General features: G+C 56.1%; 23 protein-coding genes and 1 pseudogene. 9 read left to right on the forward strand and 15 right to left on the reverse strand.

Annotated elements, in window-relative coordinates:
- On the reverse strand, positions 1-418 hold a 418-nt coding region (locus FJU08_RS18825), incomplete at its 3' end, for an HK97 family phage prohead protease (protein WP_141150598.1).
- Between the two features lie 3 nt (positions 419-421).
- Positions 422-1,606 carry a phage portal protein gene (locus tag FJU08_RS18830; protein ID WP_181409926.1) on the reverse strand — a complete coding sequence of 395 codons (1,185 nt, stop codon included), beginning with the start codon at positions 1,604-1,606 and terminating at the stop codon, positions 422-424.
- A 222-nt stretch (positions 1,607-1,828) separates the two neighbouring features.
- On the opposite strand from FJU08_RS18830, the gene FJU08_RS18835 reads away from it, so the two are divergent.
- The 3 genes and pseudogenes from FJU08_RS18835 (at position 1,829) to FJU08_RS18845 (ending at position 4,426) form a co-directional block, all read left to right on the forward strand.
- Positions 1,829-2,494, forward strand: a complete 666-nt coding sequence (locus FJU08_RS18835; protein WP_141150600.1) for an FRG domain-containing protein — start codon at positions 1,829-1,831, stop codon at positions 2,492-2,494.
- 278 nt (positions 2,495-2,772) lie between these two features.
- Positions 2,773-3,093, forward strand: a pseudogene (locus tag FJU08_RS18840) (integrase core domain-containing protein); the annotation flags it as partial.
- 160 nt (positions 3,094-3,253) lie between these two features.
- Entirely contained in the window at positions 3,254-4,426 is a 1,173-nt protein-coding gene (locus FJU08_RS18845) for an HNH endonuclease (protein WP_141150601.1), read from the forward strand.
- A gap of 456 nt (positions 4,427-4,882) precedes the next feature.
- Here FJU08_RS18845 and FJU08_RS18850 read toward each other — a convergent pair whose 3' ends face one another.
- From FJU08_RS18850 to FJU08_RS18870, 6 genes are all read right to left on the reverse strand, one after another.
- Positions 4,883-6,397 carry a primase-helicase family protein gene (locus FJU08_RS18850; RefSeq protein WP_141150602.1) on the reverse strand — a complete coding sequence of 505 codons (1,515 nt, stop codon included), beginning with the start codon at positions 6,395-6,397 and terminating at the stop codon, positions 4,883-4,885.
- Complete coding sequence (locus FJU08_RS22840) at positions 6,387-6,587, reverse strand: helix-turn-helix domain-containing protein (protein WP_181409927.1); 201 nt, start codon at positions 6,585-6,587, stop codon at positions 6,387-6,389. The genes FJU08_RS18850 and FJU08_RS22840 overlap by 11 nt, the downstream gene beginning before the upstream one ends.
- Positions 6,574-6,804, reverse strand: coding sequence for a hypothetical protein (locus tag FJU08_RS22845; protein ID WP_181409928.1), 231 nt, complete (start codon positions 6,802-6,804; stop codon positions 6,574-6,576). The genes FJU08_RS22840 and FJU08_RS22845 overlap by 14 nt, the downstream gene beginning before the upstream one ends.
- Positions 6,801-7,031: a hypothetical protein gene (locus FJU08_RS18860; protein WP_141150604.1), complete on the reverse strand. Its 231-nt coding sequence runs from the start codon at positions 7,029-7,031 to the stop codon at positions 6,801-6,803. The genes FJU08_RS22845 and FJU08_RS18860 overlap by 4 nt, the downstream gene beginning before the upstream one ends.
- Complete coding sequence (locus FJU08_RS18865; RefSeq protein WP_141150605.1) at positions 7,028-7,321, reverse strand: hypothetical protein; 294 nt, start codon at positions 7,319-7,321, stop codon at positions 7,028-7,030. The genes FJU08_RS18860 and FJU08_RS18865 overlap by 4 nt, the downstream gene beginning before the upstream one ends.
- A gap of 76 nt (positions 7,322-7,397) precedes the next feature.
- Positions 7,398-7,583: a helix-turn-helix domain-containing protein gene (locus tag FJU08_RS18870; protein WP_141150606.1), complete on the reverse strand. Its 186-nt coding sequence runs from the start codon at positions 7,581-7,583 to the stop codon at positions 7,398-7,400.
- Between the two features lie 116 nt (positions 7,584-7,699).
- Here FJU08_RS18870 and FJU08_RS18875 point away from each other — a divergent pair, with 116 nt between their 5' ends.
- On the forward strand, positions 7,700-8,146 hold the full coding sequence (locus tag FJU08_RS18875) for an Arc family DNA-binding protein (RefSeq protein ID WP_141150607.1): 447 nt from the start codon (positions 7,700-7,702) through the stop codon (positions 8,144-8,146).
- On the forward strand, positions 8,143-9,339 hold the full coding sequence (locus FJU08_RS18880; RefSeq protein WP_141150608.1) for a tyrosine-type recombinase/integrase: 1,197 nt from the start codon (positions 8,143-8,145) through the stop codon (positions 9,337-9,339). Before FJU08_RS18875 ends, FJU08_RS18880 begins: the two co-directional genes overlap by 4 nt.
- 327 nt (positions 9,340-9,666) lie before the next feature.
- Here the strand turns inward: FJU08_RS18880 and rirA are convergent, their stop codons facing one another.
- Positions 9,667-10,170, reverse strand: a complete 504-nt coding sequence (gene rirA, locus FJU08_RS18885; protein ID WP_141150609.1) for an iron-responsive transcriptional regulator RirA — start codon at positions 10,168-10,170, stop codon at positions 9,667-9,669.
- A 388-nt stretch (positions 10,171-10,558) separates the two neighbouring features.
- Here rirA and FJU08_RS18890 point away from each other — a divergent pair, with 388 nt between their 5' ends.
- Both FJU08_RS18890 and FJU08_RS18895 read left to right on the forward strand, forming a co-directional pair.
- Positions 10,559-11,098, forward strand: coding sequence for a cytochrome b (locus tag FJU08_RS18890; protein WP_141150707.1), 540 nt, complete (start codon positions 10,559-10,561; stop codon positions 11,096-11,098).
- 8 nt (positions 11,099-11,106) lie between these two features.
- Positions 11,107-11,892: a RibD family protein gene (locus tag FJU08_RS18895; protein ID WP_141150610.1), complete on the forward strand. Its 786-nt coding sequence runs from the start codon at positions 11,107-11,109 to the stop codon at positions 11,890-11,892.
- Here FJU08_RS18895 and FJU08_RS18900 read toward each other — a convergent pair.
- The 4 genes from FJU08_RS18900 to FJU08_RS18915 are packed head-to-tail and all read right to left on the reverse strand — an operon-like array spanning position 11,881 to position 15,119.
- The gene (locus FJU08_RS18900; protein WP_141150611.1) at positions 11,881-12,678 is read right to left on the reverse strand and encodes a class I SAM-dependent methyltransferase; all 798 of its coding nucleotides are present in this window, start codon (positions 12,676-12,678) and stop codon (positions 11,881-11,883) included. The genes FJU08_RS18895 and FJU08_RS18900 overlap by 12 nt on opposite strands.
- A complete protein-coding gene (locus FJU08_RS18905; protein WP_141150612.1) occupies positions 12,675-13,718 on the reverse strand; it encodes a glycosyltransferase family 4 protein in 1,044 nt (347 codons plus the stop codon). The genes FJU08_RS18900 and FJU08_RS18905 overlap by 4 nt, the downstream gene beginning before the upstream one ends.
- Complete coding sequence (locus tag FJU08_RS18910) at positions 13,715-14,113, reverse strand: 6-pyruvoyl trahydropterin synthase family protein (protein ID WP_141150613.1); 399 nt, start codon at positions 14,111-14,113, stop codon at positions 13,715-13,717. Before FJU08_RS18910 ends, FJU08_RS18905 begins: the two co-directional genes overlap by 4 nt.
- 13 nt (positions 14,114-14,126) lie before the next feature.
- The gene (locus FJU08_RS18915) at positions 14,127-15,119 is read right to left on the reverse strand and encodes a zinc-dependent alcohol dehydrogenase (protein WP_141150614.1); all 993 of its coding nucleotides are present in this window, start codon (positions 15,117-15,119) and stop codon (positions 14,127-14,129) included.
- Positions 15,120-15,427: 308 nt separating this feature from the next.
- On the opposite strand from FJU08_RS18915, the gene FJU08_RS18920 reads away from it, so the two are divergent.
- Positions 15,428-16,156 (forward strand): CDP-alcohol phosphatidyltransferase family protein, encoded by a 729-nt coding sequence (locus tag FJU08_RS18920; protein ID WP_235890829.1) that lies wholly within the window; start codon positions 15,428-15,430, stop codon positions 16,154-16,156.
- Positions 16,157-16,247: 91 nt separating this feature from the next.
- Positions 16,248-17,888 carry an alkaline phosphatase family protein gene (locus FJU08_RS18925; protein ID WP_141150615.1) on the forward strand — a complete coding sequence of 547 codons (1,641 nt, stop codon included), beginning with the start codon at positions 16,248-16,250 and terminating at the stop codon, positions 17,886-17,888.
- 145 nt (positions 17,889-18,033) lie between these two features.
- Here FJU08_RS18925 and murB read toward each other — a convergent pair whose 3' ends face one another.
- Together murB and hemA are read right to left on the reverse strand one after the other, a co-directional pair.
- Entirely contained in the window at positions 18,034-19,083 is a 1,050-nt protein-coding gene (murB, locus tag FJU08_RS18930) for a UDP-N-acetylmuramate dehydrogenase (protein WP_141150616.1), read from the reverse strand.
- A 358-nt stretch (positions 19,084-19,441) separates the two neighbouring features.
- Positions 19,442-20,656 carry a 5-aminolevulinate synthase gene (hemA, locus tag FJU08_RS18935; RefSeq protein WP_141150617.1) on the reverse strand — a complete coding sequence of 405 codons (1,215 nt, stop codon included), beginning with the start codon at positions 20,654-20,656 and terminating at the stop codon, positions 19,442-19,444.
- Between the last annotated feature and the right edge of the window lie 12 nt (positions 20,657-20,668).

A 20,668-nucleotide genomic window follows, 5' to 3' on the forward strand; every position in this document is an offset into this window, starting at 1 on the left:
CGCCGGGGTGCATGGGAATGGTGACGAGGCTGACCTCGATCAGGTCGAGGGCCGAGATCGTCCGGCCACCGCCTTTACGTGGTGCGGCCTTTTTGGCGACAAAGCCGACCGAAAGACCGCGAACAGCGCCGGACCTGACCAGCGCGTGAACCTCACGGGCGCGGGCGACCTCGTTCACCAGAAGCGCGCCTTTTACCCGGAACCCTTCGGCCTCTTCATGGGCTTCGGTCCATGTGCCGATCGGGTCGCCGTGGTCATGGGCAAACAGCATGGGCAGCGGCAGCGAGGCACCGGCAAAGGCACCCTTTTCGATCACATCGCCGATCCGGTCGGGAGTGCCAAAGGGCCATGCAAGGCCCTCGATTGCGCCGCTGTCATCGGTGACGGCGAGCTTGGTTTCGATGAAGAAACGATCCATGGGTCAGGCCTCCGGCGTGCCGTCCCCAACTTTGGGGGCAGCATCGGTGTTGATATGCGGATTGGAAAAGGTCTCACCGCCTTCATAGGGCGGCAGGTCAAGCCATGACCGGCCCTCATTGGCGTTGAGCACCCTTGAAGAGATCAGCGAGGAAATGGCGGTTGCCCGGTCGGTAAGATCGGCGCGGGTCAGATCGTCCCGGTCGAAGACAATGCGATAATCGGCACGCTCTTCCGGCAGGAACAGCGCCACGCGCAAAGCCCCTTCCAGCGCCCGAAGCCAAGGCTCAAGCGTGTAAGACAGGAATTCCTTGCCCATCTGTTCGGAGTTCGACCATGTGGCGCGCTCAAGGTCGTAGATCATCGACGGCGGAACGCGGAAGCCACGGGCGATTTCGAGGATCTGGAATTTCCGGTTTTCCAGAAACTGCGCATCGGTGGAGCTGAAGGTGATCGGGCGGAAGGTTGCCCCGTCCCACAAAATGGCCGTGCGGCCGGAATTATCCGCGCCCTCATGCGCCTTTTTCCAGGCGGCGGCCATCTTCTTCAGGCCCTCGTCACCAAGGCCCTTGACCATTTCGATAACACCGGCAGGCCGCGCGCCATTCCTGAACAGCTTGCGGGCATGGGTTTCCATGTCCTTGGCCGTACCGATCGCTTCAGCAGTCAGCGACAGACAGGACCGGCCAAACGGCCCGCGCAGATAAACCACGTTCTGCGCATCTTCGATCCGGTTGTTGATCCTGAAGCGCGGCTCCTGCCGCCCGTCCGTCGAAACATCGACCATCACATGCGACGGCTCGTAGCGGATGATCTCGCGGACCTCGCCGCCAACCCGGTTCACCCAGGCAACGCCACCCTTGTCGTGGGTCAGCGCCGTGGCAACGAGATCGCGGATCAGTTCGAAGGTGGATGTCCAGCCATTCGGCCGGTCGGCGAGAAGTGCGGCAACCGCGTGATTGCTATCCGGCGTCCATGTCGCCCCGTTGCGCTGTTCCACCCGGATATCGAGCGTTGCGCAAGCTTCAGAAATCAGGCGAATGGCCGATTGCACGGCCGGGACCGTGAGCGCCACGGCAAGCGAGACAGTCGAACCGGCAACACCGCCGCCGGTAAACAACGCAAATTCGGCGTCCGAGGGATCGCCGAGGCTCTTCTGATCAGTGCGGGAAAATGGCCATATCTTCATAGACCATTTTATGCGCCCTCAAACCAACCGCCGGGAACTGGACAACTTGGGACATTTGAGGACATGGGAATGAGATTTGACTCGCAGTCAAAAAGCTCTTTGCATCATCTAAGATGATGCCATCCTTAACCACCGATTTGGAAACACTACACTCCAATATAAATTATTGAATAAATTAATTTATCTGCATAAGATATTTAAGTTTTTTGAGGGGGGCATAACTTGGCGCGACCGAGAATTGAAAAATTTGACAGCCTTTGGGAAATTTTAAAAGAAATTGAGGCTTGGGGTAATATAGAAGGCAAGCGCTCCATCTACCGAGGCCATACAAGCTATCAGCATCGACTTCGACCAGGCATTTTCAGACGTCAAAATGAGAGAATAAAGAACAATGAAAGACACGTTTTTCGAGAATTAATAACTCAACACCCACGTGATTTCGCCGATGATATCGGTGTATTTGAAAAATTGGTTCGAATGCAGCATTACGGGCTTCCGACGCGTCTACTTGACGTAACATACAACCCATTGGTTGCAGTATATTTTGCCTGTGAAATATCGTCAGGTAAAGATGCTGAAGTTATTGCAATACATGTTGATGAAGACCATTTCAAGTATTTTGATTCAGATACCATCAGGTGTATATCGAATCTAGCTAACTTATCGCAAAGCGAAATTAGAGAAATTAAAGATTGCAAAAAATCAGACGAATTAAATAAGTCTAATTCTGGAGCACGTCTATATGATTTCATTATGCAGGAACGACCAAATTTTAAACAGAACATAAATATTGAGCATCTCAAGGATACGTATTTAGTCTCTCCGCGATTGAACAACCCGAGAATTCAATCTCAAGACGGAGCTTTTTTTAATATTTGGAGTCAATGAAGAGTTGGTTTCCAAAAAGAATGTGTTTGATGTTAAAAAAATAAGGATAAAAAAGGAATGTGTCGGCGACATTCGTAGAAGTGTTGAACTTCTAGGATTTACAGAATCAAAAATATACCCAGAATTAAATAAAACAACAGAGGTTATAAAAAGAAAATACGGTTTAACCATATAATCATCTTGATTAAAATACAAGTATATTTAATAATATTAATACCAAATAGAGTATATCGAAATTATATCTACGATCAACTTAGAGGAAAGCTCCGGAGCCATTGCAAATCATTAAATGGCGGGGCAAGCCGTTGGCGATCAGAGTTGATAATGGCTCGAAATACGTCAGTTCAACGCTCACCGAATGGGCTGAAGCCCAGGGAATCGCTCTGAATTACATCCAGCCCGGCAAGCCTCAGCAGAATGCCTATGTCGTGCGTTACAATCGAACGGCCTGACATAAATGGCTTGACCTATATATTTTTGACAGCATAGCGGAGGTGCAGGAGATCGCCACAATGTAGCTTTGGACATATAACCACGAACGGTCCAACATGGGTATTGGCGGCATCACACTCGCTCAAAAACTGAAAATAGCCGCGTGAATTCTCCCGCTGGATCCCGTTAAAATGGGGAGGATCACATCAGCATTAAAGACAAACAAGAGATAAAGAGAAATTTTTATTTTTGGGAATCGTCCCGCTCTGCTAACTTAATTTCCGATCCAATTCACATTTACAGAAAAATGTTTGCACCGAGCACAAAATGGAACAATGCATTTTCTGCAAAGCTCGGCTTGATGAGAAAACAAGCCCTGAACACATCCTTTTGCAGTCCTTAGGTGGGCGAAAAACTACTACAGAAGTAATCTGCAGCAGCTGCAATAACAGTTTCGGCTCTAGCATCGACAGCGCTCTCGCGAAATCGGTAGAACCTTTCAGAAACATAGCTAATTTCAAATCGGGAAACAGACGGCCTGCTCCTTCAATTTCCGGCATCGAAGCAGAGGGTAAAAGATACAACCTTCGTCCCGGCGCGATACCTATCCCTATAGAAAGCCAAAAGATAACCATCACGGAGAAATACGGACAAAAACAAATCTCCATAAGCGCCAATAGCGAGGCAGAATTCGAACGTCTATTACACTCTGCGATGCTAAAGCTAAAAGTGCCAAAAGAGAAAGCCGATTCCTTCAAAGAAGATTTCCTGAAAAGAGTGACAATTAATTCAACTCCAGCCCCACTCTTCGCGTTCAAATTATCTTTTGGCGACGATATATCACAGCGCTCAATGGCCAAATCCTGCTTAGTGCTTTGGGCCGATGCCGTTGGCAATGCAGAAATCTCGAACCAGCGATACACAGATGTTCGTGAATTCATTCAAAATGGCACAGTTCCCGATACAGGTGGAAATTTCATAAGGATCGACACACGTCCGCTTCCGCTTTTGGACCCAAAGTTCGGCACAAACCCAAATATCATCTGGGTAGGGAGCGACAATCAAGGTAGAGTTGTAGGGTATTTTCGCCTGTACGGAGCGATTGGTTGGCAAATTGAGATTGCAAGTGAAGGGGCGGCAGCCAACGTATTGGCTTCTCTCGTCTCGAATCCAGAAGATCCGGCCATTTGGTCCGATGATGCACGGGATCTGGAAAAGTTAACTTTTGCTTGGGCCACACAAAGCCCGGGAGCGCCAGACTTCGAGGCAGTCACCCAGTGTTGGGGCAAGCTAATCGAAACAGCAAGAGAGCGTTCTCAAAAGGAGATGATTTCGCGAATAGTTGATAATGCATTTAAACGATCAGGTGCAAAAGAAGGGGAATACCCAACAGATCAGCAACGAGATTTTGTTTTTCTAGAAATTGCATGGGAACTCACCCATGCTTTGATGAAAATCCCTTACTCAAAACCGCTTAAGCCACCTTCGAACTCAAAATGAAACATAGTCCTTCCAAGCCCGACACCCCTTCGAAAAATAAGTAGTTGTTTTAGTTTATTTTTTCCAATTAGAATATTTTTCACACTGACCTACACCCGCCGGTCTGGCCTGTATGCCGAAAGTTCATGACCACCCCCCGGCTGGCACGAGCGATCTGGACCGGCATTGCGGCATCTTCAGCTATCCACCCCGCTGTGCCAGCCTGTACCGACCTTGTGCCAACCTAGCGAATGAGGTCGGCACTGATAGACACCATTAAATTCAATTACTTAAGAGTCCCTGTGTCGGCTGTGTCAACTGTGTCAACCTAATTCGAAGATACATGCGCACGCACGCATACGGACTTATGAAAAAGGTTGGAACAGTCGACACAGTCGACACACCCGTTGATTTGATTGGCTTTTTCAAATCAGCAGGTCGACACAAGGTTGGCACAAGGTCGGAACATGAGGAGGGTCATTCACCCCAAGCAATGGGCTGCCCCATCGCTGTCTCCATCTCAGCGCGGCAATCGGCCAGAGACGGCAGCAGATATATCCGAACTGGCGGCCCGGATACCTCCCCTTCATCGCTGACGCGTTTGCGCATGTCAATGAAATTGGGCATGATCTTCTTCAACCGCATATGAAATTGCGTTGCTCCGGCCTTTCGTCGAACGCCAACGCGCTCAGCAGCATCAAGATAATCACGGAACACCTGCGCTTTCTGTACGTATTCAGGCCAGCAATCGTGCTTCTCGGTCGGCGTCCCGGCCTGCAAGCGGTCGAGGAGCCACGTTTCAATATGGTCGAGCGATTGTATCTTCTGCGATAGCAAGGCGTCCGTCTTCGGTATCTGTCGCAGGTTCACCGACGAAAGGTCGAGCCTCAGCAGGTCGTACAGCAGCGCTGCCCTACCGCCCGCGTCAAGCTCCTCGTCCATCTGCCGAAAATAGTTGTGGTCATTGGCGCAATTCGGCTGAACATCGAAGACGGCGAACCGTCGTTCATCCTTGCCCGCAGGGATCACCCACGCCTCGTTACTGGTCATCAACAGACGGATGAAATTCGGCAGTTGCACAGGGTCAACGCCCTTGGCTTCGATCATGTGTGTCTTCGACGTGATCAATCCTTTCAACCGGCCTTCGGCATTCTTGTCCCCGGCCCACACAGCCTCTTCCGCCTGCAATAACAGGCACGCGCCCATGTGAGCGTTGAAATTGCCAGTGATGTAACGCGGGTCGTCCACCTGAAAGTAATGCTCCCCGAGGAGAGAGCCGATCACCTCGCCGATTTTGGATTTGCCAACACCCATCCCGCCGCGCAGGACAACGGCCGTCCCCGGCTTCTCTCGCGGTTTTTGGACCATCTGCGCGAACCATGCGAAAAGCCACCGATACAAGCCCTCGTCACCGCCGCAGACGTTCGTCAGCATATGGTCACGAAAGATCGTGTACTTGCCGCCGCGCTCAGGCAACGCCGAGAATCCCCGCCACAGATTATAATGTCCCGGCTTACCCGGTGCATTCGCCACATCCGGGAAAAACTCAATTCCGGCATATTGCCGTCGATCCCAATCATTCAGCCAGGCACGCGCCCATGTGACGTTCTTCTCTTCACCGTCAGCGTTGACCACCTTGGTGAACCGGTTTTGAAAAAGCGTCTCAAAGGCATCTTTCCGCAGAAACGATACCGTGCCGCCTTCTTCCATCAGGATAGAAACGCCCGATCCCATCTTCACGACGGCATATCGGGCGTTCATATTTTCAACGTCATAGTCCCCTTCAAGTGGAAGCCAGCTTTTCTTGCCGTCCGTCTCGGCGTAGTGAACACCGATAGCCCGGCCATCTGGAAAGATAACCTGCCCCTGTCGGGCAATAATCTCCTGTTCCAGTTCATCGTCGCTGATCCCGCTCGCCTCGCGCTGCTTACGCGCTCTCTCAGCGATTGCCGCCCGTGCTTCTGGCGACAAGCCGCCAACCTTAACCGTCATCGCCACAATCACCTCGCTTCTGCTTCAGCCGCTCCAAGGCCTTTCGTTCCATGCGGATCGGCGAGGTTCTCCCGCCGATCTTGTAAGCTTCAATCATGCCCTTGGCGTAGAGGCGTCGAACGGTCTTTTCGGAGCACCCAAGTTCGTGGGCGATTTCGCCGACGCCAAGCGGGCGGTCATTCTTTTCCATGCCCGCTCCCGTTCTCGTCCATGATCTCGGTGATATTGCACACATGGTTGCGCGACACTTTGAGGCCTGAGGCAATTCGCCCCAACCGTTCGGCAACGTATCCGTCACACTCGCGGCGCAACGCCTCCACTGTCTCAATCGCGCCGGAAATGGACGAAGCCGCGTGCGCGGCCTCATCCCTCATGTCAGAATAGCTATTCTCATTCATCGTAATCATGCAGCGGCGAGCCTTTTGTTCTTCTTTTGTTCCAATTCACTTTCCAACCCGTCAATGGCGGAATCGAGAAGGTCAAGAAGCAGCCAAGAAATTCGCCCGATACTGCCGGCTTCGCGATCATCCTTGGCCGCACACGCCAGACTTATGACTTGGGCATAGTCACGTGCCTCGCTGACGATATCAGCCACGGTCACCAGTCCAAGCGGCTTGTTTTGGGTGCTGCTCATGACAGCACCTCTTCAATGTCCTTTTCCAAGCCCGTCGTCATTCGGCGCAAATGCCCGACGACAGTGCTCATGTCACCGGCGCGGATCATAAGGCCATCATTGAAGGTGCTCTCCGGAAGCGCCCGGCACCAGTCACGAACGAAATCGTCAAACTCTTCGACGTCCCTCTCAAACATCTGCATCAACGCCGCCAGTTCGCGCATAGCGCAACCAATTTTGACTTCGGCAGCCAGCAATCGGCCACCTATTGCGGCCAAGCTCGCTTCTGTGCTATTTGCACACTCGTTCATTTCGTTATCCTTTGGATTGAACCATGCCCTTGGAAGTTGGCGCTTCGCAGGGGCTTTCTTTTTTTTCGGCCAGAGATCAGGCCACCGCGCCGGTGAAAAAGCGATCCAGCTCGCCGCGCCGGGCAACCCAGCGATCACCGATTTTTTTGGCAGGAAGCTCGCCTTTACTGAGCATGTTGTATGTCACCTGACGCGATTGCCCGATGACCTTGGCGATATCCGCCGCGCCCCATACGAGGTCGAGTTTTTCATTTTCTGTCACTGTCGAAACTCCGTGTTAACGTTCGATAGGCATGACTACAGCCTGTAGTCATTGAATGTGATGACTACAGGCTGTAATTATCCCCGTCAACGATTTTTTAACGGCAGATTGTAGTTATGAGTGATCAACAAAGAGAACTGTTGGCAAATATCGCTCCGTTTGGCTTGCGAATGCAGCCCGAGCTCAAGGAAAAAATCAAGCAAGCGGCCGAAGACAATGGGCGTTCGATGAATGCTGAGATCGTGCAGCGACTCGAAGACAGTTTTGAGTTTGCGGACCTAAAGTACGTGCTAGAGTTTGTGGCATCTACGAACGGACGTAGAGTGGGTGAAGAAGTTGCCTTCCGTCTCCGCCAATCATTTGAAGCCGAAGAACAAGACCAAGATCCGAAAATTAGAGCAGAAAAGGCGGCACTCAGCGGCGACCTTAAAGCTTTGGCAAAGGAAATTGGGGATTTGCGTTACGAATTCGATACGTACGTTGAAGACACCTACGGCCATCTTGGAAGAATCATACGAGATGCTGTGCGTGAAGCGCTAGATCAAGCTGGATCTGGGAAATGAGCGTCCGCAAGCGCACATGGATCAATGCCAAGGGCGAGGAAAAAACTTCATGGGTGGTCGATTACGTCGACACCCAAGGCAAGCGCCGCCTGAAGACCTTTCGCCTCAAGAAGCAGGCCGACCAGTTCGCGACAACGGCAGCGGTCGAGGTGCGTGAAGGCGTCCATGTTGCTGACAGCGCCAGCGTCACGGTGAAAGAGGCTTGCGACTTCTGGACGGCAAGCTGCAAGAATGCTAACCTCGAAAGATCGACACTTGCGGCCTATCGCACGCATGTCGAACTGCATATCAAGCCATTTATCGGGGACACGAAACTATCCGCTCTCACTATTCCAATGGTCAGAACCTTTGAGGATGACTTGCAGGAAAGTGGTCGGTCGCCCGTCTTGCGCCGCAAGGTCATAGCCAGCCTCAGTTCTATCATTTCAGACGCACAAGAACGCGGCCTCGTCGGACGTAACATTGTTCGCGACCTCAAGTCGCGCCGACGCGGCAGCGACAACAGGCTCGCCAAGCGTCAACAGCGCAGACTTATCGTCGGAGAAGACATTCCAAGCCGCGAAGAGATCAAGGCGCTAATAGGCACTCTGGACGGCCGCTGGCGACCGCTTATTCTGACAGCGATCTTCACCGGCCTACGAGCATCAGAATTGCGTGGCCTTCGGTGGAGCGATATCGATTTTGACAAGCGCATGCTTCGCGTTCATCAGCGGGCCGACTTCTTCAACGAGATCGGCCGCCCGAAGTCAGCCACAAGCGAAAGATCGATTCCCCTGCCCCCAATGGTCATCACCGCCTTAAAGGAATGGAAGCTCGCCTGCCCGAATGGTGAGCTGGACCTCGTATTCCCGAACGGCAAGGGCAACATTGAGCAGTTGAACAACATTGTCCGGCGCGGCCTGCAACCGGCCGAGATTGCCGCTGGCATTGCTTTCGACACCGGCAAGAAAGACAAGAGAGGCGAGCCGATCATGAAGGCCAAATATCCCGGCCTTCACGCGCTGCGCCATTTCTATGCCTCATGGTGCATCAACAGAATCGAAGATGGCGGCTTAGGCTTGCCGCCCAAGCTCGTCCAGGAGCGCATGGGACATTCGACAATCGGCATGACGATGGACGTCTACGGCCACCTGTTCCCGCGCGACGATCACGGTGACGAGTTGGCCGCCGCAGAAATGGCGCTTCTTTCGTAAAATTGACGCAACATAGACGCAACATGAAAGCCACCTATTGAGTTTATATCATTAAATTCAATGTTTTATTTTTCTTGAGAATTTATTCCGATTCCAAAGGTCACAGGTTCGAATCCTGTCGGGCGCGCCATTGACCTCTCGCCTCGCTCCAAAAGGGAGCATTGATCTGGCTCCGTCAAGTCGAACGGTTAGCTAAGCTTTTCATCAGCCAGAAAGAACGACCTGAGCCGCTGACAGCTTTTCCCGGTCATGACGACCGGTCCGTTATCGCAGCAAAAAGCCCCCGCCGCGAAACGACGAGGGCCTCACAATCGGCAAAAGCTGAGATCAGCCAACCAGCCTTTCGGCATCGGCATTGTCCACGCGGCGCTTGGACGCATGTTTGCGCTCGGTCTCATCAATGCTCAGAAGCTTGAAAATATCGGCGCGGCGACGGACGAGGTCGGCGACAGTGTATTTTTCGAGAACCGCGAAGAAAGCGTTGAGCGCCTCCCGCAGTGCGGAGTTGAGACCACAGCTATCCACCAGCGGGCAATCAACATCGCCGGAATCATCGAAACACTCCGCCATGGCAAAGTTTTCTTCGGTCACCCGCACCACATCAAACAGGGTAATCTCAGCCGCCGGGCGCCCGAGACGGACCCCGCCATTGCGGCCCCGCACCGTTTCCATGATGCCGGCCTTGTGCAAGGGCTGGATGATCTTGAACAGGAACAGTTCCGATACGCCATAGGCCCTGGCGATTTCCGGAATCCGGCTCAGATTGCCGTCATTGGCCGCGCAGTACATCAGCATCCGGACTGCATAGTTGGTTTGCTTCGTCAGGCGCATGCCAAACTCCTTCCTAGAATGTCTCTACCTTATATAGCGCGTTTCCTTGTTTGGAACAATTCCAAAAAGCGGAATATTCCTCTTTCTCCAAAAAGGGACGGCATCGCCGATACTTCGCCATTCATGAGCAATAAAATCAAGTTAAAAGATGGTCAGTTGCCTGCACCGTTGCGCCACACAGTCCATTCCGGCCGCAAGGCAGCTGGCAAGCCGGTTGGGCCAGACATGACAAGTGGATTTACGCTTTCGTGCAAGGCTGCTATCGTCCCACCTGAGGTTGCCAAGCGCATGAAACCAACCCGTAGCTGTGGCGGTTCGTCCGCCGTCCATGGGACAAAGCCAGGAGGCTCGATTGCCCGATACAACCGGACAGAAACGCGACATGTCAATGTTGCGCCCGACCGCGCTCAGCCTCAAGCTCGAGCGCTTTCCTGCCGCTATGCGGCTCCTGCACTGGCTGATTGCCGCATTGGTCTTGTGCATCTGGCCATTGGGCTTCGTGATCCACCTCGTCAAGAACGAAGTTGCGCTGACCTTCTACACCCTTCATGAAAGCCTCGGCTTTCTGGTTTTGTGGCTGATGCTGATCCGGGTCGGCAACCGTCTTTTGTCGCGTGTGCCGGCAAGCGAGGGCGCAGCACTGGAACGCCTGGCCGCCACGACCGTCCACGGCCTGGTCTATCTGTTGCTGATCATCATGCCGGTAAGCGGCTTTCTTGCCACCAATGCCCATGGTTTCCCTCTCCTCTGGTTTGGCACTATCCCGATCTGGAGCCCGATCGGCAAGACACCGGATATTGCCTGGACGCTTTCCGCCATTCATTTCTGGAGCGCTTGGATACTGCTGGCTCTGATCGGCCTGCATATCGCCGCAGCCCTGTTCCACCATCTCATCCGGCGCGATGCCACTCTCTACAAGATCCTCTGAGACCCGCCATGCAATCTGTTGATGTGTCGCCCGAGCGCTGGGCGCAGCTTCTCGCGCGCCGCAATCGTGCCCTGCAACCTCAGCCTGTTGCCTTCGATACCGCGGATGCGGCTTGCGCCCTTTACGGACCGATTGCAGATGCAGGAGGACCTTTCGTGCTGGCTCAGGTCGGCCAGTCGCTTGACGGCCGGGTGGCAACGCAGACCGGTGATGCCCGCGATATTTCCGGGCCTGACGGGCTCAAACACCTGCACCGCTGCCGGGCGCTGGTTGACGCCGTCATTGTCGGCATCAACACCATCAAGGCGGATAATCCACGTCTTTCCGTGCGCCTCGTCACCGGGCAGGATCCTGTCCGCGTGGTGATTGACTGCCATGCAGCCCTTGATGGCAGTGAAGGGCTGTTCCATGATGGCGGCGCCAACATCGTCGTGTTCCAGAGTGTGGAAGCGCCACTGCGCGCCTATGCCAATGCCGAAGTGATCCGGCTTCGCCCCACAGCCGTTGGCCTTGACCCCGGCACCATGCTTGAGAGGCTGAACGCGCGCGGTCTCACCCGCATTCTCGTTGAAGGCGGCGCCAGAACGATCCGGCGTTTTATCGCCGCAGGCCGTGTCGACCGGCTGCATGTGGCTGTCGCACCGCTGATCATCGGTTCCGGGCCAAGCGGTCTCAGTCTCGCGCCCACGCCAACCCTTGCAGAAGCTCTTCGTCCGCCGACCACTGTCTATGATCTCGGCAGCGACACGCTGTTTGACTGCAGCCTGCGCCCGGCAACACGATCAGTCCGGTAGCGACAGCAGATCGAAATGGCCGACATGACACAGGCTTCCCGGCTGTTCGATCATCGCCAGCCGGAAGGACAGCCAGTCTTCGACAGCGCTCATGTCGATCATGCCGACCTCCCGCAGGGGCTGGCGGAAGCCTTCCAGAAAAGCGCGCTGAAGTGCAGCTGCCGATGCATCCAGCACCCACGGGCTCTTGCGCAGAAAGACCGTTCGCCCCTTTCGTGAAAGAGCAAGCGCCAGCGCCATGGTGGCATCCGGGCCGAGTGCCGGGCCGAAGCCCTTGTCGCCACGCTGGTGGAGATTGAAGCCGTCGACAACCTGGCTGTCCAGCGGATGAGCAATCGTCCAGTGCAGCAGGCCATTATAGGTAAGCGCGGCATAGAGCGCGCAGCCAGCGTCCGAAATTTTCGTGGCTATCGCGGTGCAGAAGGCATCTGAACAGAGATCAAACAGCGCCGAAGCCGTCACAAGAGCAGTGCCTTTGAGCGGCAAGCCTTCAAGATCGGCAAGATCATGCAGGAGACACTGATTGGCCACAGCGCTGCCAGCGAGCCGCTGCCGCGCCGCCTCAAGCAGCAAAGGGTCATTGTCAACCATCAGCCAGCGCGCTTCTTCAGGCAGGGCCGGCCCAAGCGCCCGAAAGGTCGCGCCCGTGCCACAGCCGATATCGACGACGCCCTCACCGGGACAGGCGGCGACATGACGCGAAAGCATGGCAATCAGATCCGTATCACGCGCGGCGCGGTCCGCCGCTTCGCGCAGATCAAGCCAGACTGCATGAAAGCCGCTCATGCCCATCCCTCCAGAACATCGGACACGATCATTGCCGTTTCATGCCAGCAAGGCAATGCCTGTCCCGCCTTACGTGCTGCGGCGGCCATCGCCTCACGTGCTGCGGCATTTTCCAGAAGCTGGCGCAGCGAAACGGCAAAGGCAGCAACATCATCGGCCGGTACGAGAATCCCGGCCGGTTTCGCCACAAGCTCGGGCACCGCGCCAGCCGCACAGCCAATGATCGGAAGACCATGGGCCAACGCCTCGGCAAAGGCCATGCCGTAGCCCTCGTGACGGCTGGCAAGCGCGAAGATCTGCGCTTTGCGCCAATGGGGCTCCAGCGCCTCAACCGCGCCGGTCAGTTCGATGCGATGGCCGAGACCGGCAATTTCAACCTGCCGCCGCAGGGCTGCAGCCGTCCTGCTGTCAAAGACATCACTGCCGACAATGGTCGCCGTCCAGGCAAGATCCTCAACCGCCTTCAGCGCCGCGATCAGCACATCATGACCCTTGCGCGGCGTCAGCGTACCGACAGACAGGATCTGCGGCGGCATAGTACTGCCCGTCACGATATCGACCGGGTCAGTTCCGGGCAAGGCGACCGCGATCTTCTCGGCCGGAACACCATAATCCGCAGCCAGCAGGCGCGCGGTTGACGGTGACGTCGCGATCACACCGCAGGCCGAGCGCAGCGCCATGCTTTCGCTCTGGCCAAGCTCCACCTGCTCGCAACGTCCAAGCCCGGTTTCGAGCGCCAGCGGATGATGCACAAGCGCGACAATACGAAGCCGTGAAGCCTCGCTTGCCGCCCAGTCGTCCATCACGCCAAAGGCAAGGCCGTCAACAATAACAAGCGCACCGTCAGGCAAGCTGGACAGCAGGCAGGCCGCTTCTTCACGCACGGCATTATCGGGCGCCGGAAATCCCGCGCCAAGTGCCACGCGATGAACCTGCCAGCCGAGCGCTTCGAGCCCGGCGATCAGGCGTCGGTCATAGCCATAGCCGCCTGTCTTGGCTGTCAGCTCTCCCGGATAGGCGAAATATAAGCTGCCCTTCAAAGATCGGCCTCATACCATCCGCGTGCGGCATGCGATTCGTGCAGCATCACCCGGATCCGGCAGATCCGGTGACTGCCCGTGCCGAGCCGCCCTTCACCAACAGCCATGCGCAAACGATCAAAAATATGCTTGGCGACAACCTCAGTCGTCGTCACCTTGCCAACAAAATCCGGCAATTCATCAAGATTTTGATAGTTGAGCGGCTTCAGCACGCCCGCCAGCACAGTGGTTGCCGCACCGATATCGACCGCCAGGCCATCGGCATCGAGATCACGGGTGAAGAAGGCTGCATCAACGACAAAAGTGGCACCATGCATGGCCTGCGCCGGACCAAAGACAGGCCGCGGCAGACTGTGGGCAATCATGATGTGGTCGCGAACCTCAATGGCAAACATCTACTCACTCTCCTCAATAGACAATACGGTGACAAAGCGTTGCCGGATCCGCCAGGATCGCGGCGTAACGCGAAGCCAGCGCCGGAAAATCGGTCTCGCCGGAAATCAGCGCATCGAGCCGGTCATCGGCCAGAAGCGCGAGTGCCTTTGCCATGCGCCGGGAAAATGGCCAGCGAGCCCGGCGGCCCGCCGGCACGGCGCCCACCTGGGAGCTGATGAGCGAAAGACGCCGGGCGTGAAACGGCCCCCCCAGCGGCAGACTGACATTCCGGTCGCCATGCCAGCTTGCCTCGACAATCCGCGCCTCTTGCCCGGCATGTTTCATGGCGTCGCCAAGCGCCTCGCCCGAGCCGCTGGCATTGATGGCCACATCGAAACCATCCGCCATGTTCCCATCGCCAAAGGCAATGCCCAGCGTCTTCGCCAAAGCCGCCCGCGCCGGATTGGCGTCGACGAGCAGAACGTCAGTACCGGGAATGGCATTTGCAAGGAAAGCAACAAGCGCGCCGACAACGCCGGCGCCATAGACAACCACCTGATCGCCCGGCTGAACCGCAGCATCCCAGATGATATTGAGCGCGGTTTCCATATTGGCGGCCAGCACCGCGCGTGCCGGCGAAATATTGTCGGGCAGAGGTGCCAGCATGGCGGCAGGCACAACAAAGCGATCCTGATGCGGGTGAAGACAAAAGACCATACGGCCCAGCAAGGCTTCCGGCCCCTTTTCCACGCGACCAACGGCGCAATAGCCGTATTTCACAGGAAAAGAAAACATCCCCGCCATATTCGGCCCACGCATGCGTTCCCGCTCGCTTTCCGGCACGCGCCCCTGAAAGACAAGCGCTTCTGTACCCCGGCTGATGCCAGAATAACACATGCGCACCAGCGCACTGTCCGTATCGGTAAGAGGCAGCCCCTCACTTCGGATCTCGGCCGCGCCTGCAGAGACGAACCACAGCGCCCGCGCCACACCACCGCCCACATGGCCATGCTGACTGATATTCAATACGCACCCTCCCCTGCCGGCAGCAAAGAAGCTGTTCGCCTTTGCCCGCACCCGCAATCTTCAGCCTGTCACGCGCAAACCGGCACAGCAACTGATGGGTGCACTTTAATCTGCATTATACTTGCCAGTCCCCACCAATATCGTAATCTGATATGCTATAGGAGCGAAATTACAACCATGTGCCTTGAACGACGTTTTGCCGACACACCAGACAGGGCAGGCCCTTGCCTATGAAACAAGGCGGACAAATTCCTGCGGCAACCGGCCCTCAGCCCGCAAGCGTGACGCGGTTGAGCCGAGGGCTCCTTGTGGATACGGTCTTCGCGCTTATTCTGGCCTATATTCCTGCGGTCGTCTTCTATCTCATTATCGGCGCATGGCTCTCGATTTCAATCACCACGATAGCCACGGCATCCATTGCGCTGCTGCTGCTTTTCATCCTGCTGCCGCTCGGCCTTACCGCCCACGATCATGAACGGTTTGGCTACGCCAATTTCGTCACCGCCCTTAGGGCCGCGCTAACGGTCTTTGTCGCCGTCACTCTACTGGTCGGCCAGATCTCGAACGGCAACGATAAAACCCTGCCAACGATCCTCGCCGTCATCTTTGCAACGCTTGCTCTGGACGGTCTTGATGGCTGGCTTGCGCGCCACTTCCACCAGGCCTCCGCTTTCGGAGCCCGCTTCGACATGGAAATCGATGCGCTGATGATCCTGGTTCTGTCGGCTGCGGCGCTGCTTTTAGGCAAGGCAGGCTTCTGGGTTCTGCTGATCGGGCTGATGCGCTATATCTTCGTCATTGCCCAATGGATCGCGCCCTTCATGCGGCGCCCGCTACCGCCATCTTTCGCTCGCAAACTGATCTGCGTGATACAGATTGGCGCACTCTGTATCATATTGCTGCCTGCCGTCATGCCGCCTGTCTCTGCTCTGATTGCCGGCCTGGCTCTTGCAGCACTCGCCTTCTCCTTCCTGCGCGACACCGCCTATCTGCTGCGCCATCGCAATGATGCCGGGACGCCCGTTCATCAGGATTGACAAGACGGACCCACACGGCAACAACCACAGCAACCGAGATGCGCAAACGGCGCATTGAAGATAGCCAGGGCAGCGCAGAGGACGGTTCAGCATGACGAATGATCAGGGCGACAGCCACCGCCAGCGGTCTTTCGGCAGCGCCGGCCTTGCCGCAATTGCCTTCGTCGTCATCGCCTTTATCGTTCTGACCCTGCCCGACTATCCTGCGGCCCTCGTACCGGCAACCTTTTTGCGCATTCCGCTGGAGATCCCGCTTGCAGGCCTTGCTTTGCTGCTGCTGCCCCGGCGCATGGCGCTTGCCCTCTCCGTCTGCCTGACCGCCATCATCGCCGTATTGCTCTTTTTGAAACTGGCCGATCTCGGTGTGCAGGCTGCCTTTCGCCGGCCTTTCAATCCCTATCTCGACTTCAAAATGCTGGCCGATGGCTGGAATGTACTCTCGGGCGCCATGGGAACCGGCAAAGCCGCTCTTTCGATTGGCGCAACGATCTTTGGCTATATTGCCATTCTCTACGCCTTCTGGCGTGCGCAAAAACGCATGGCAGGCGCGGGCCGGGTCGACGCCCATGTGACAGCACTCGCCTTCGTCGCCATCCTCGCCCTCGGCATTGTGCTTGTCATGTTGAGCCAAGTCGTCGCCGTTGGCTCTTTCGCCAATCTCAGGAGCCCGGCCTATGTGAGTGCCAGGATCCAGCTTGTGCTGCGCTCTGTGGCCGATATGCGCAGCTTTGAAACCGAACTGTCGAGAAAAGACACGCTCCCGCCATCCGATCAGCTGTTCCAGGCGATAAAGGGGCGTGATGTCGTCCTGATTTTTGTGGAAAGCTATGGCCGAAGCGCCATCGAAGATCCGCGCTATAAACCCGTTCTCGCCCCGCGTCTGCGTGCGATCGAGAAAGAGCTCGATAGCGCCGGCTTTTCCGCAGCCAGCGGCTGGAGCCTGTCGCCAACGATGGGCGGCCTCAGTTGGCTCGCCCACGGCACTTTGCTGTCCGGCCTGTGGATCGACAATCAGGCGCGCTATGACCGGCTGATGATCAGTGACCGCAAAAGCCTCAACCGGCTGTTTCACCAGGCCGGCTGGCGCACCGCCGCCGTCATGCCCGCCATCACCATGGACTGGCCGGAATCGTCCTATTTCGGTTATGACAACATCTTCACCGCCACCGATCTCGGTTACCAGGGCAAGCCCTTCAACTGGATCACCATGCCGGATCAATACACGCTCTCGGCCTTTGACCGGCTCGTGCGCCATGGCGAACCGGACGACAAACGGCCAGTGATGACTGAGATGGCGCTTGTTTCCAGCCACGCACCCTGGACACCGGTGCCAAAACTGATCGACTGGGCCAAAGTCGGCGATGGCCGGGTCTTTGATGGTCAAGCCACCAGCGGAAAGACGCCGGCCGCGGTTTGGTCCGACCCGGATGATATCCGTCGCCACTATATCGCCACCATCGACTATTCAATGCAGACGATCGGCGACTATATCGCCCGTTTTGGCAATAACGCTGTCTTTATTGTGCTTGGTGATCACCAGCCTGCCCCGCTTGTCACCGGAGAAAATGCCTCACGTGACGTACCGGTCCACATCATCTCCAGCGACCCGCAGCTGATCGCCAAATTCACCGGCCATGGCTTCACCGCTGGCATGATCCCGAAAAGCACGGATCCAGACCTGCCGATGAATATGCTGCGCCAGCGGCTGATCAACCAGTTTTCAGCACCCTGAAATAGCCCCCGGCATTCGCCGGGACTGACAGGATCTCGCGGCAAAACAAACAATGAAATCGCTGATCTCGTTCAAAAAGATTGAACAGCACTCTCGCCAGACAGCGACGCGTGCTTGCCTGTTGCCGGACGGTCGAAGAATTGCGCTAACCCGTGCCAAGAGGACCGAGAGACGGCCGGCCAAAAACCACAGGCTCCTGCTGAAGCGAAACACCGAAACGGGCGCGGACACGGTCCCTGACGAGCGCGGCCAGAGCCTCAACATCCCGGCTTGTCGTCGACGCACCATAATTGACGAGAACCAGCGCATGCCCTTCAAACATGCCAACCGGTCCGAGCCGTGCTCCCTTCAGCCCACATTGTTCGATCAGCCAACCGGCCGAAAGCTTGATACGGCCGTCATCCTGCCGGTAGCGCGGCCCACCGGCAATGGCATCGGCAATTTCCGGTGATACAATCGGATTATGAAAAAACGAGCCCGCATTGCCGAGCTGCCGCCAATCCGGCAGTTTCGACGCTCGAAGCGCCGTCACAGCTTCAAAGACAACCTCTGGTGACGCAGCGGATGCCAGATGCTCAAGCCCGGGATAGTGGCAGCGTGGCGACCATTGACGCGGCAATGCAAGTGAAATCGAAAGGATGACAAAGCGATCGGGATGCGCCTTGAAAAAGCTGTGCCGGTAGGAAAAGGCACAATCTGCCCGACAGAAGCGAACCATCCGGCGTTCACGCAGATCATAGGCTGAAAGCTCATGAAAGACATCCGATAGCTGAACCCCATAGGCGCCGATATTCTGTACCGGCGCAGCACCCGCAGTGCCGGGGATACCGGCGAGGTTTTCAAGCCCGCCTATGCCCTGACTGATCGTCCAGCGCACGAAATCGTCCCAATTCTCGCCGGCTCCCGCAGTAACAACAAACCCGGAGGCCGTTTTCTGCAGGCTCCGATGGCGAATTTTCATGACGCCGACCAGTCCCTCAATCACTTCATCGAGAACCACATTGCTGCCGCCCCCGAGAAGATAGAGCGGCAGCGCCTGCTGCTCCGCCATCGCCGCTATCGCCTCGACATCGGCAAGGCTGGCGATTTCCAGCCCACCCTTAGCGCGTGAAACCAGCCCCAGCGTGTTGGCACGCGAAAGATCGTAACCATTTCGAAAACCGGAGGAACCATGTGCGGAAGAATCGGTGGTCATATCACCTCAGGTAAATTACGGCACCGACGGCCTTCAAACCGCGAAGCCCGAACGCGTTGTGATCCATGCGCTCAGGCACCACAGCAGCAAAGTGGTTGATCCGTCCGTAACAGTTCGAAGCGGACAACACTGGCTGCAGCCTATCGACCCTCCCTCCCCCGTGCAAGCCATCGACGACATATGTGTTGACTTGAGCCCCAAGTTTCCTCGAGCCAGTAGGAGAACCCCAGGGGTGATTGACGTGGTCCCGGAACGGCGCTTACCGTCCTCCATCGTAGCTGGAGGTTTACTTGGGATAGAGCAAAACGGGCCGCCAGGGCGACCCGTTTTCAGAAGCAGTTTTCTTGTTTCAGCCGGTTTACGCGACAGCGCGCGCCAAAGCACACTGGGACCAGAGGCTGTGCAATGCCTCGACCAGATGGTCGATATCCGCATCGGAATGCAGCGGCGTCGGCGTGAAGCGCAGACGCTCGGTCTTGCGCGGCACGGTCGGGTAATTGATCGGCTGGACATAGATGCCGAACTGGTCCAGCAGGATGTCGGAAATCCACTTGCACTTGGCGGCATCGCCAACCATGACCGGAACGATATGGCTCGGATTATCCATGTGCGGGATGCCGCGTGCATCCAGCCTTTTGCGAAGACAGTGGACACGCTCCTGATGACGGGCGCGCTCCATCTGGCTTTGCTTCAGATGGCGGATCGACGCGACGGCACCAGCGGCCAGTGACGGCGGCAGCGCTGTCGTGAAGATGAAGCCAGAAGCAAAAGAACGAACGAAATCGATCAGCGCCTGTGAGCCTGTCACATAGCCGCCCATAACACCAAAGGCCTTGCCGAGCGTTCCTTCGATCATCGTCAGACGATCCATCAGGCCTTCGCGTTCAGCCACACCGCCGCCGCGCGGGCCATACATGCCGACGGCATGAACCTCGTCGAGATAGGTCATGGCACCATATTTGTCGGCGAGATCACAGAGCTCCTTGATCGGCGCAATATCACCATCCATGGAATAGACAGATTCAAACGCAATCAGCTTCGGCGCGTCGGGATCAGCTGCCTTCAGCTTGGCTTCGAGATCTTCAAGGTCATTATGCTTGAAGATCACGCGGGGACACTTGCCGTGACGAATACCCTCGATCATCGAAGCGTGGTTGAAAGCATCAGAAAAGATGATCAGGCCGGGGATTTTCTGGCCGAGCGTGCCAAGCGTCGCCCAGTTGGAAACATATCCGGAGGTGAAGATCAGCGCCGCATCCTTGCCATGGAGATCGGCCAGTTCCTGTTCCAGCAGGACATGGTAATAATTGGTGCCGGAAATATTGCGCGTACCGCCGGCGCCAGCGCCGCAGGCATCAATGGCTTCCTTCATCGCCTCGATCACGACCGGGTTCTGCCCCATGCCGAGATAATCGTTCGAACACCAGACAGTCACGTCTGATTCAACGCCATCCTTGAACCGGGTGGCGCGGGGAAATTCACCGCGATGCCGTTTCAACTCGGCAAAAACGCGATATCGTCCCTCGTCGTGCAATCCGTCGAGTTCGCTTTTGAAGAATGCTTCGAAATCCATCACTCAAGTGCT

This window comes from Martelella alba, assembly GCF_006516955.1.
GTDB lineage: Bacteria > Pseudomonadota > Alphaproteobacteria > Rhizobiales > Rhizobiaceae > Martelella > Martelella alba.

Excerpts from the sequence above, each read along its gene's own strand:
- FJU08_RS18910 (WP_141150613.1), bottom strand. The coding sequence starts at position 14,113 with ATGTTTGCCATTGAGGTTCGCGACCACATCATGATTGCCCACAGTCTG.
- FJU08_RS18890 (WP_141150707.1), top strand. The coding sequence starts at position 10,559 with ATGTTGCGCCCGACCGCGCTCAGCCTCAAGCTCGAGCGCTTTCCTGCC.
- FJU08_RS18880 (WP_141150608.1), top strand. The coding sequence starts at position 8,143 with ATGAGCGTCCGCAAGCGCACATGGATCAATGCCAAGGGCGAGGAAAAA.
- murB (WP_141150616.1), bottom strand. The coding sequence starts at position 19,083 with ATGACCACCGATTCTTCCGCACATGGTTCCTCCGGTTTTCGAAATGGT.
- FJU08_RS18925 (WP_141150615.1), top strand. The coding sequence starts at position 16,248 with ATGACGAATGATCAGGGCGACAGCCACCGCCAGCGGTCTTTCGGCAGC.
- rirA (WP_141150609.1), bottom strand. The coding sequence starts at position 10,170 with ATGCGCCTGACGAAGCAAACCAACTATGCAGTCCGGATGCTGATGTAC.
- FJU08_RS22840 (WP_181409927.1), bottom strand. The coding sequence starts at position 6,587 with ATGGAAAAGAATGACCGCCCGCTTGGCGTCGGCGAAATCGCCCACGAA.
- FJU08_RS18860 (WP_141150604.1), bottom strand. The coding sequence starts at position 7,031 with ATGAGCAGCACCCAAAACAAGCCGCTTGGACTGGTGACCGTGGCTGAT.
- FJU08_RS18900 (WP_141150611.1), bottom strand. The coding sequence starts at position 12,678 with ATGAGCGGCTTTCATGCAGTCTGGCTTGATCTGCGCGAAGCGGCGGAC.
- FJU08_RS22845 (WP_181409928.1), bottom strand. The coding sequence starts at position 6,804 with ATGATTACGATGAATGAGAATAGCTATTCTGACATGAGGGATGAGGCC.
- FJU08_RS18875 (WP_141150607.1), top strand. The coding sequence starts at position 7,700 with ATGAGTGATCAACAAAGAGAACTGTTGGCAAATATCGCTCCGTTTGGC.
- hemA (WP_141150617.1), bottom strand. The coding sequence starts at position 20,656 with ATGGATTTCGAAGCATTCTTCAAAAGCGAACTCGACGGATTGCACGAC.
- FJU08_RS18895 (WP_141150610.1), top strand. The coding sequence starts at position 11,107 with ATGCAATCTGTTGATGTGTCGCCCGAGCGCTGGGCGCAGCTTCTCGCG.
- FJU08_RS18845 (WP_141150601.1), top strand. The coding sequence starts at position 3,254 with ATGGAACAATGCATTTTCTGCAAAGCTCGGCTTGATGAGAAAACAAGC.
- FJU08_RS18850 (WP_141150602.1), bottom strand. The coding sequence starts at position 6,397 with ATGACGGTTAAGGTTGGCGGCTTGTCGCCAGAAGCACGGGCGGCAATC.
- FJU08_RS18830 (WP_181409926.1), bottom strand. The coding sequence starts at position 1,606 with ATGAAGATATGGCCATTTTCCCGCACTGATCAGAAGAGCCTCGGCGAT.
- FJU08_RS18865 (WP_141150605.1), bottom strand. The coding sequence starts at position 7,321 with ATGAACGAGTGTGCAAATAGCACAGAAGCGAGCTTGGCCGCAATAGGT.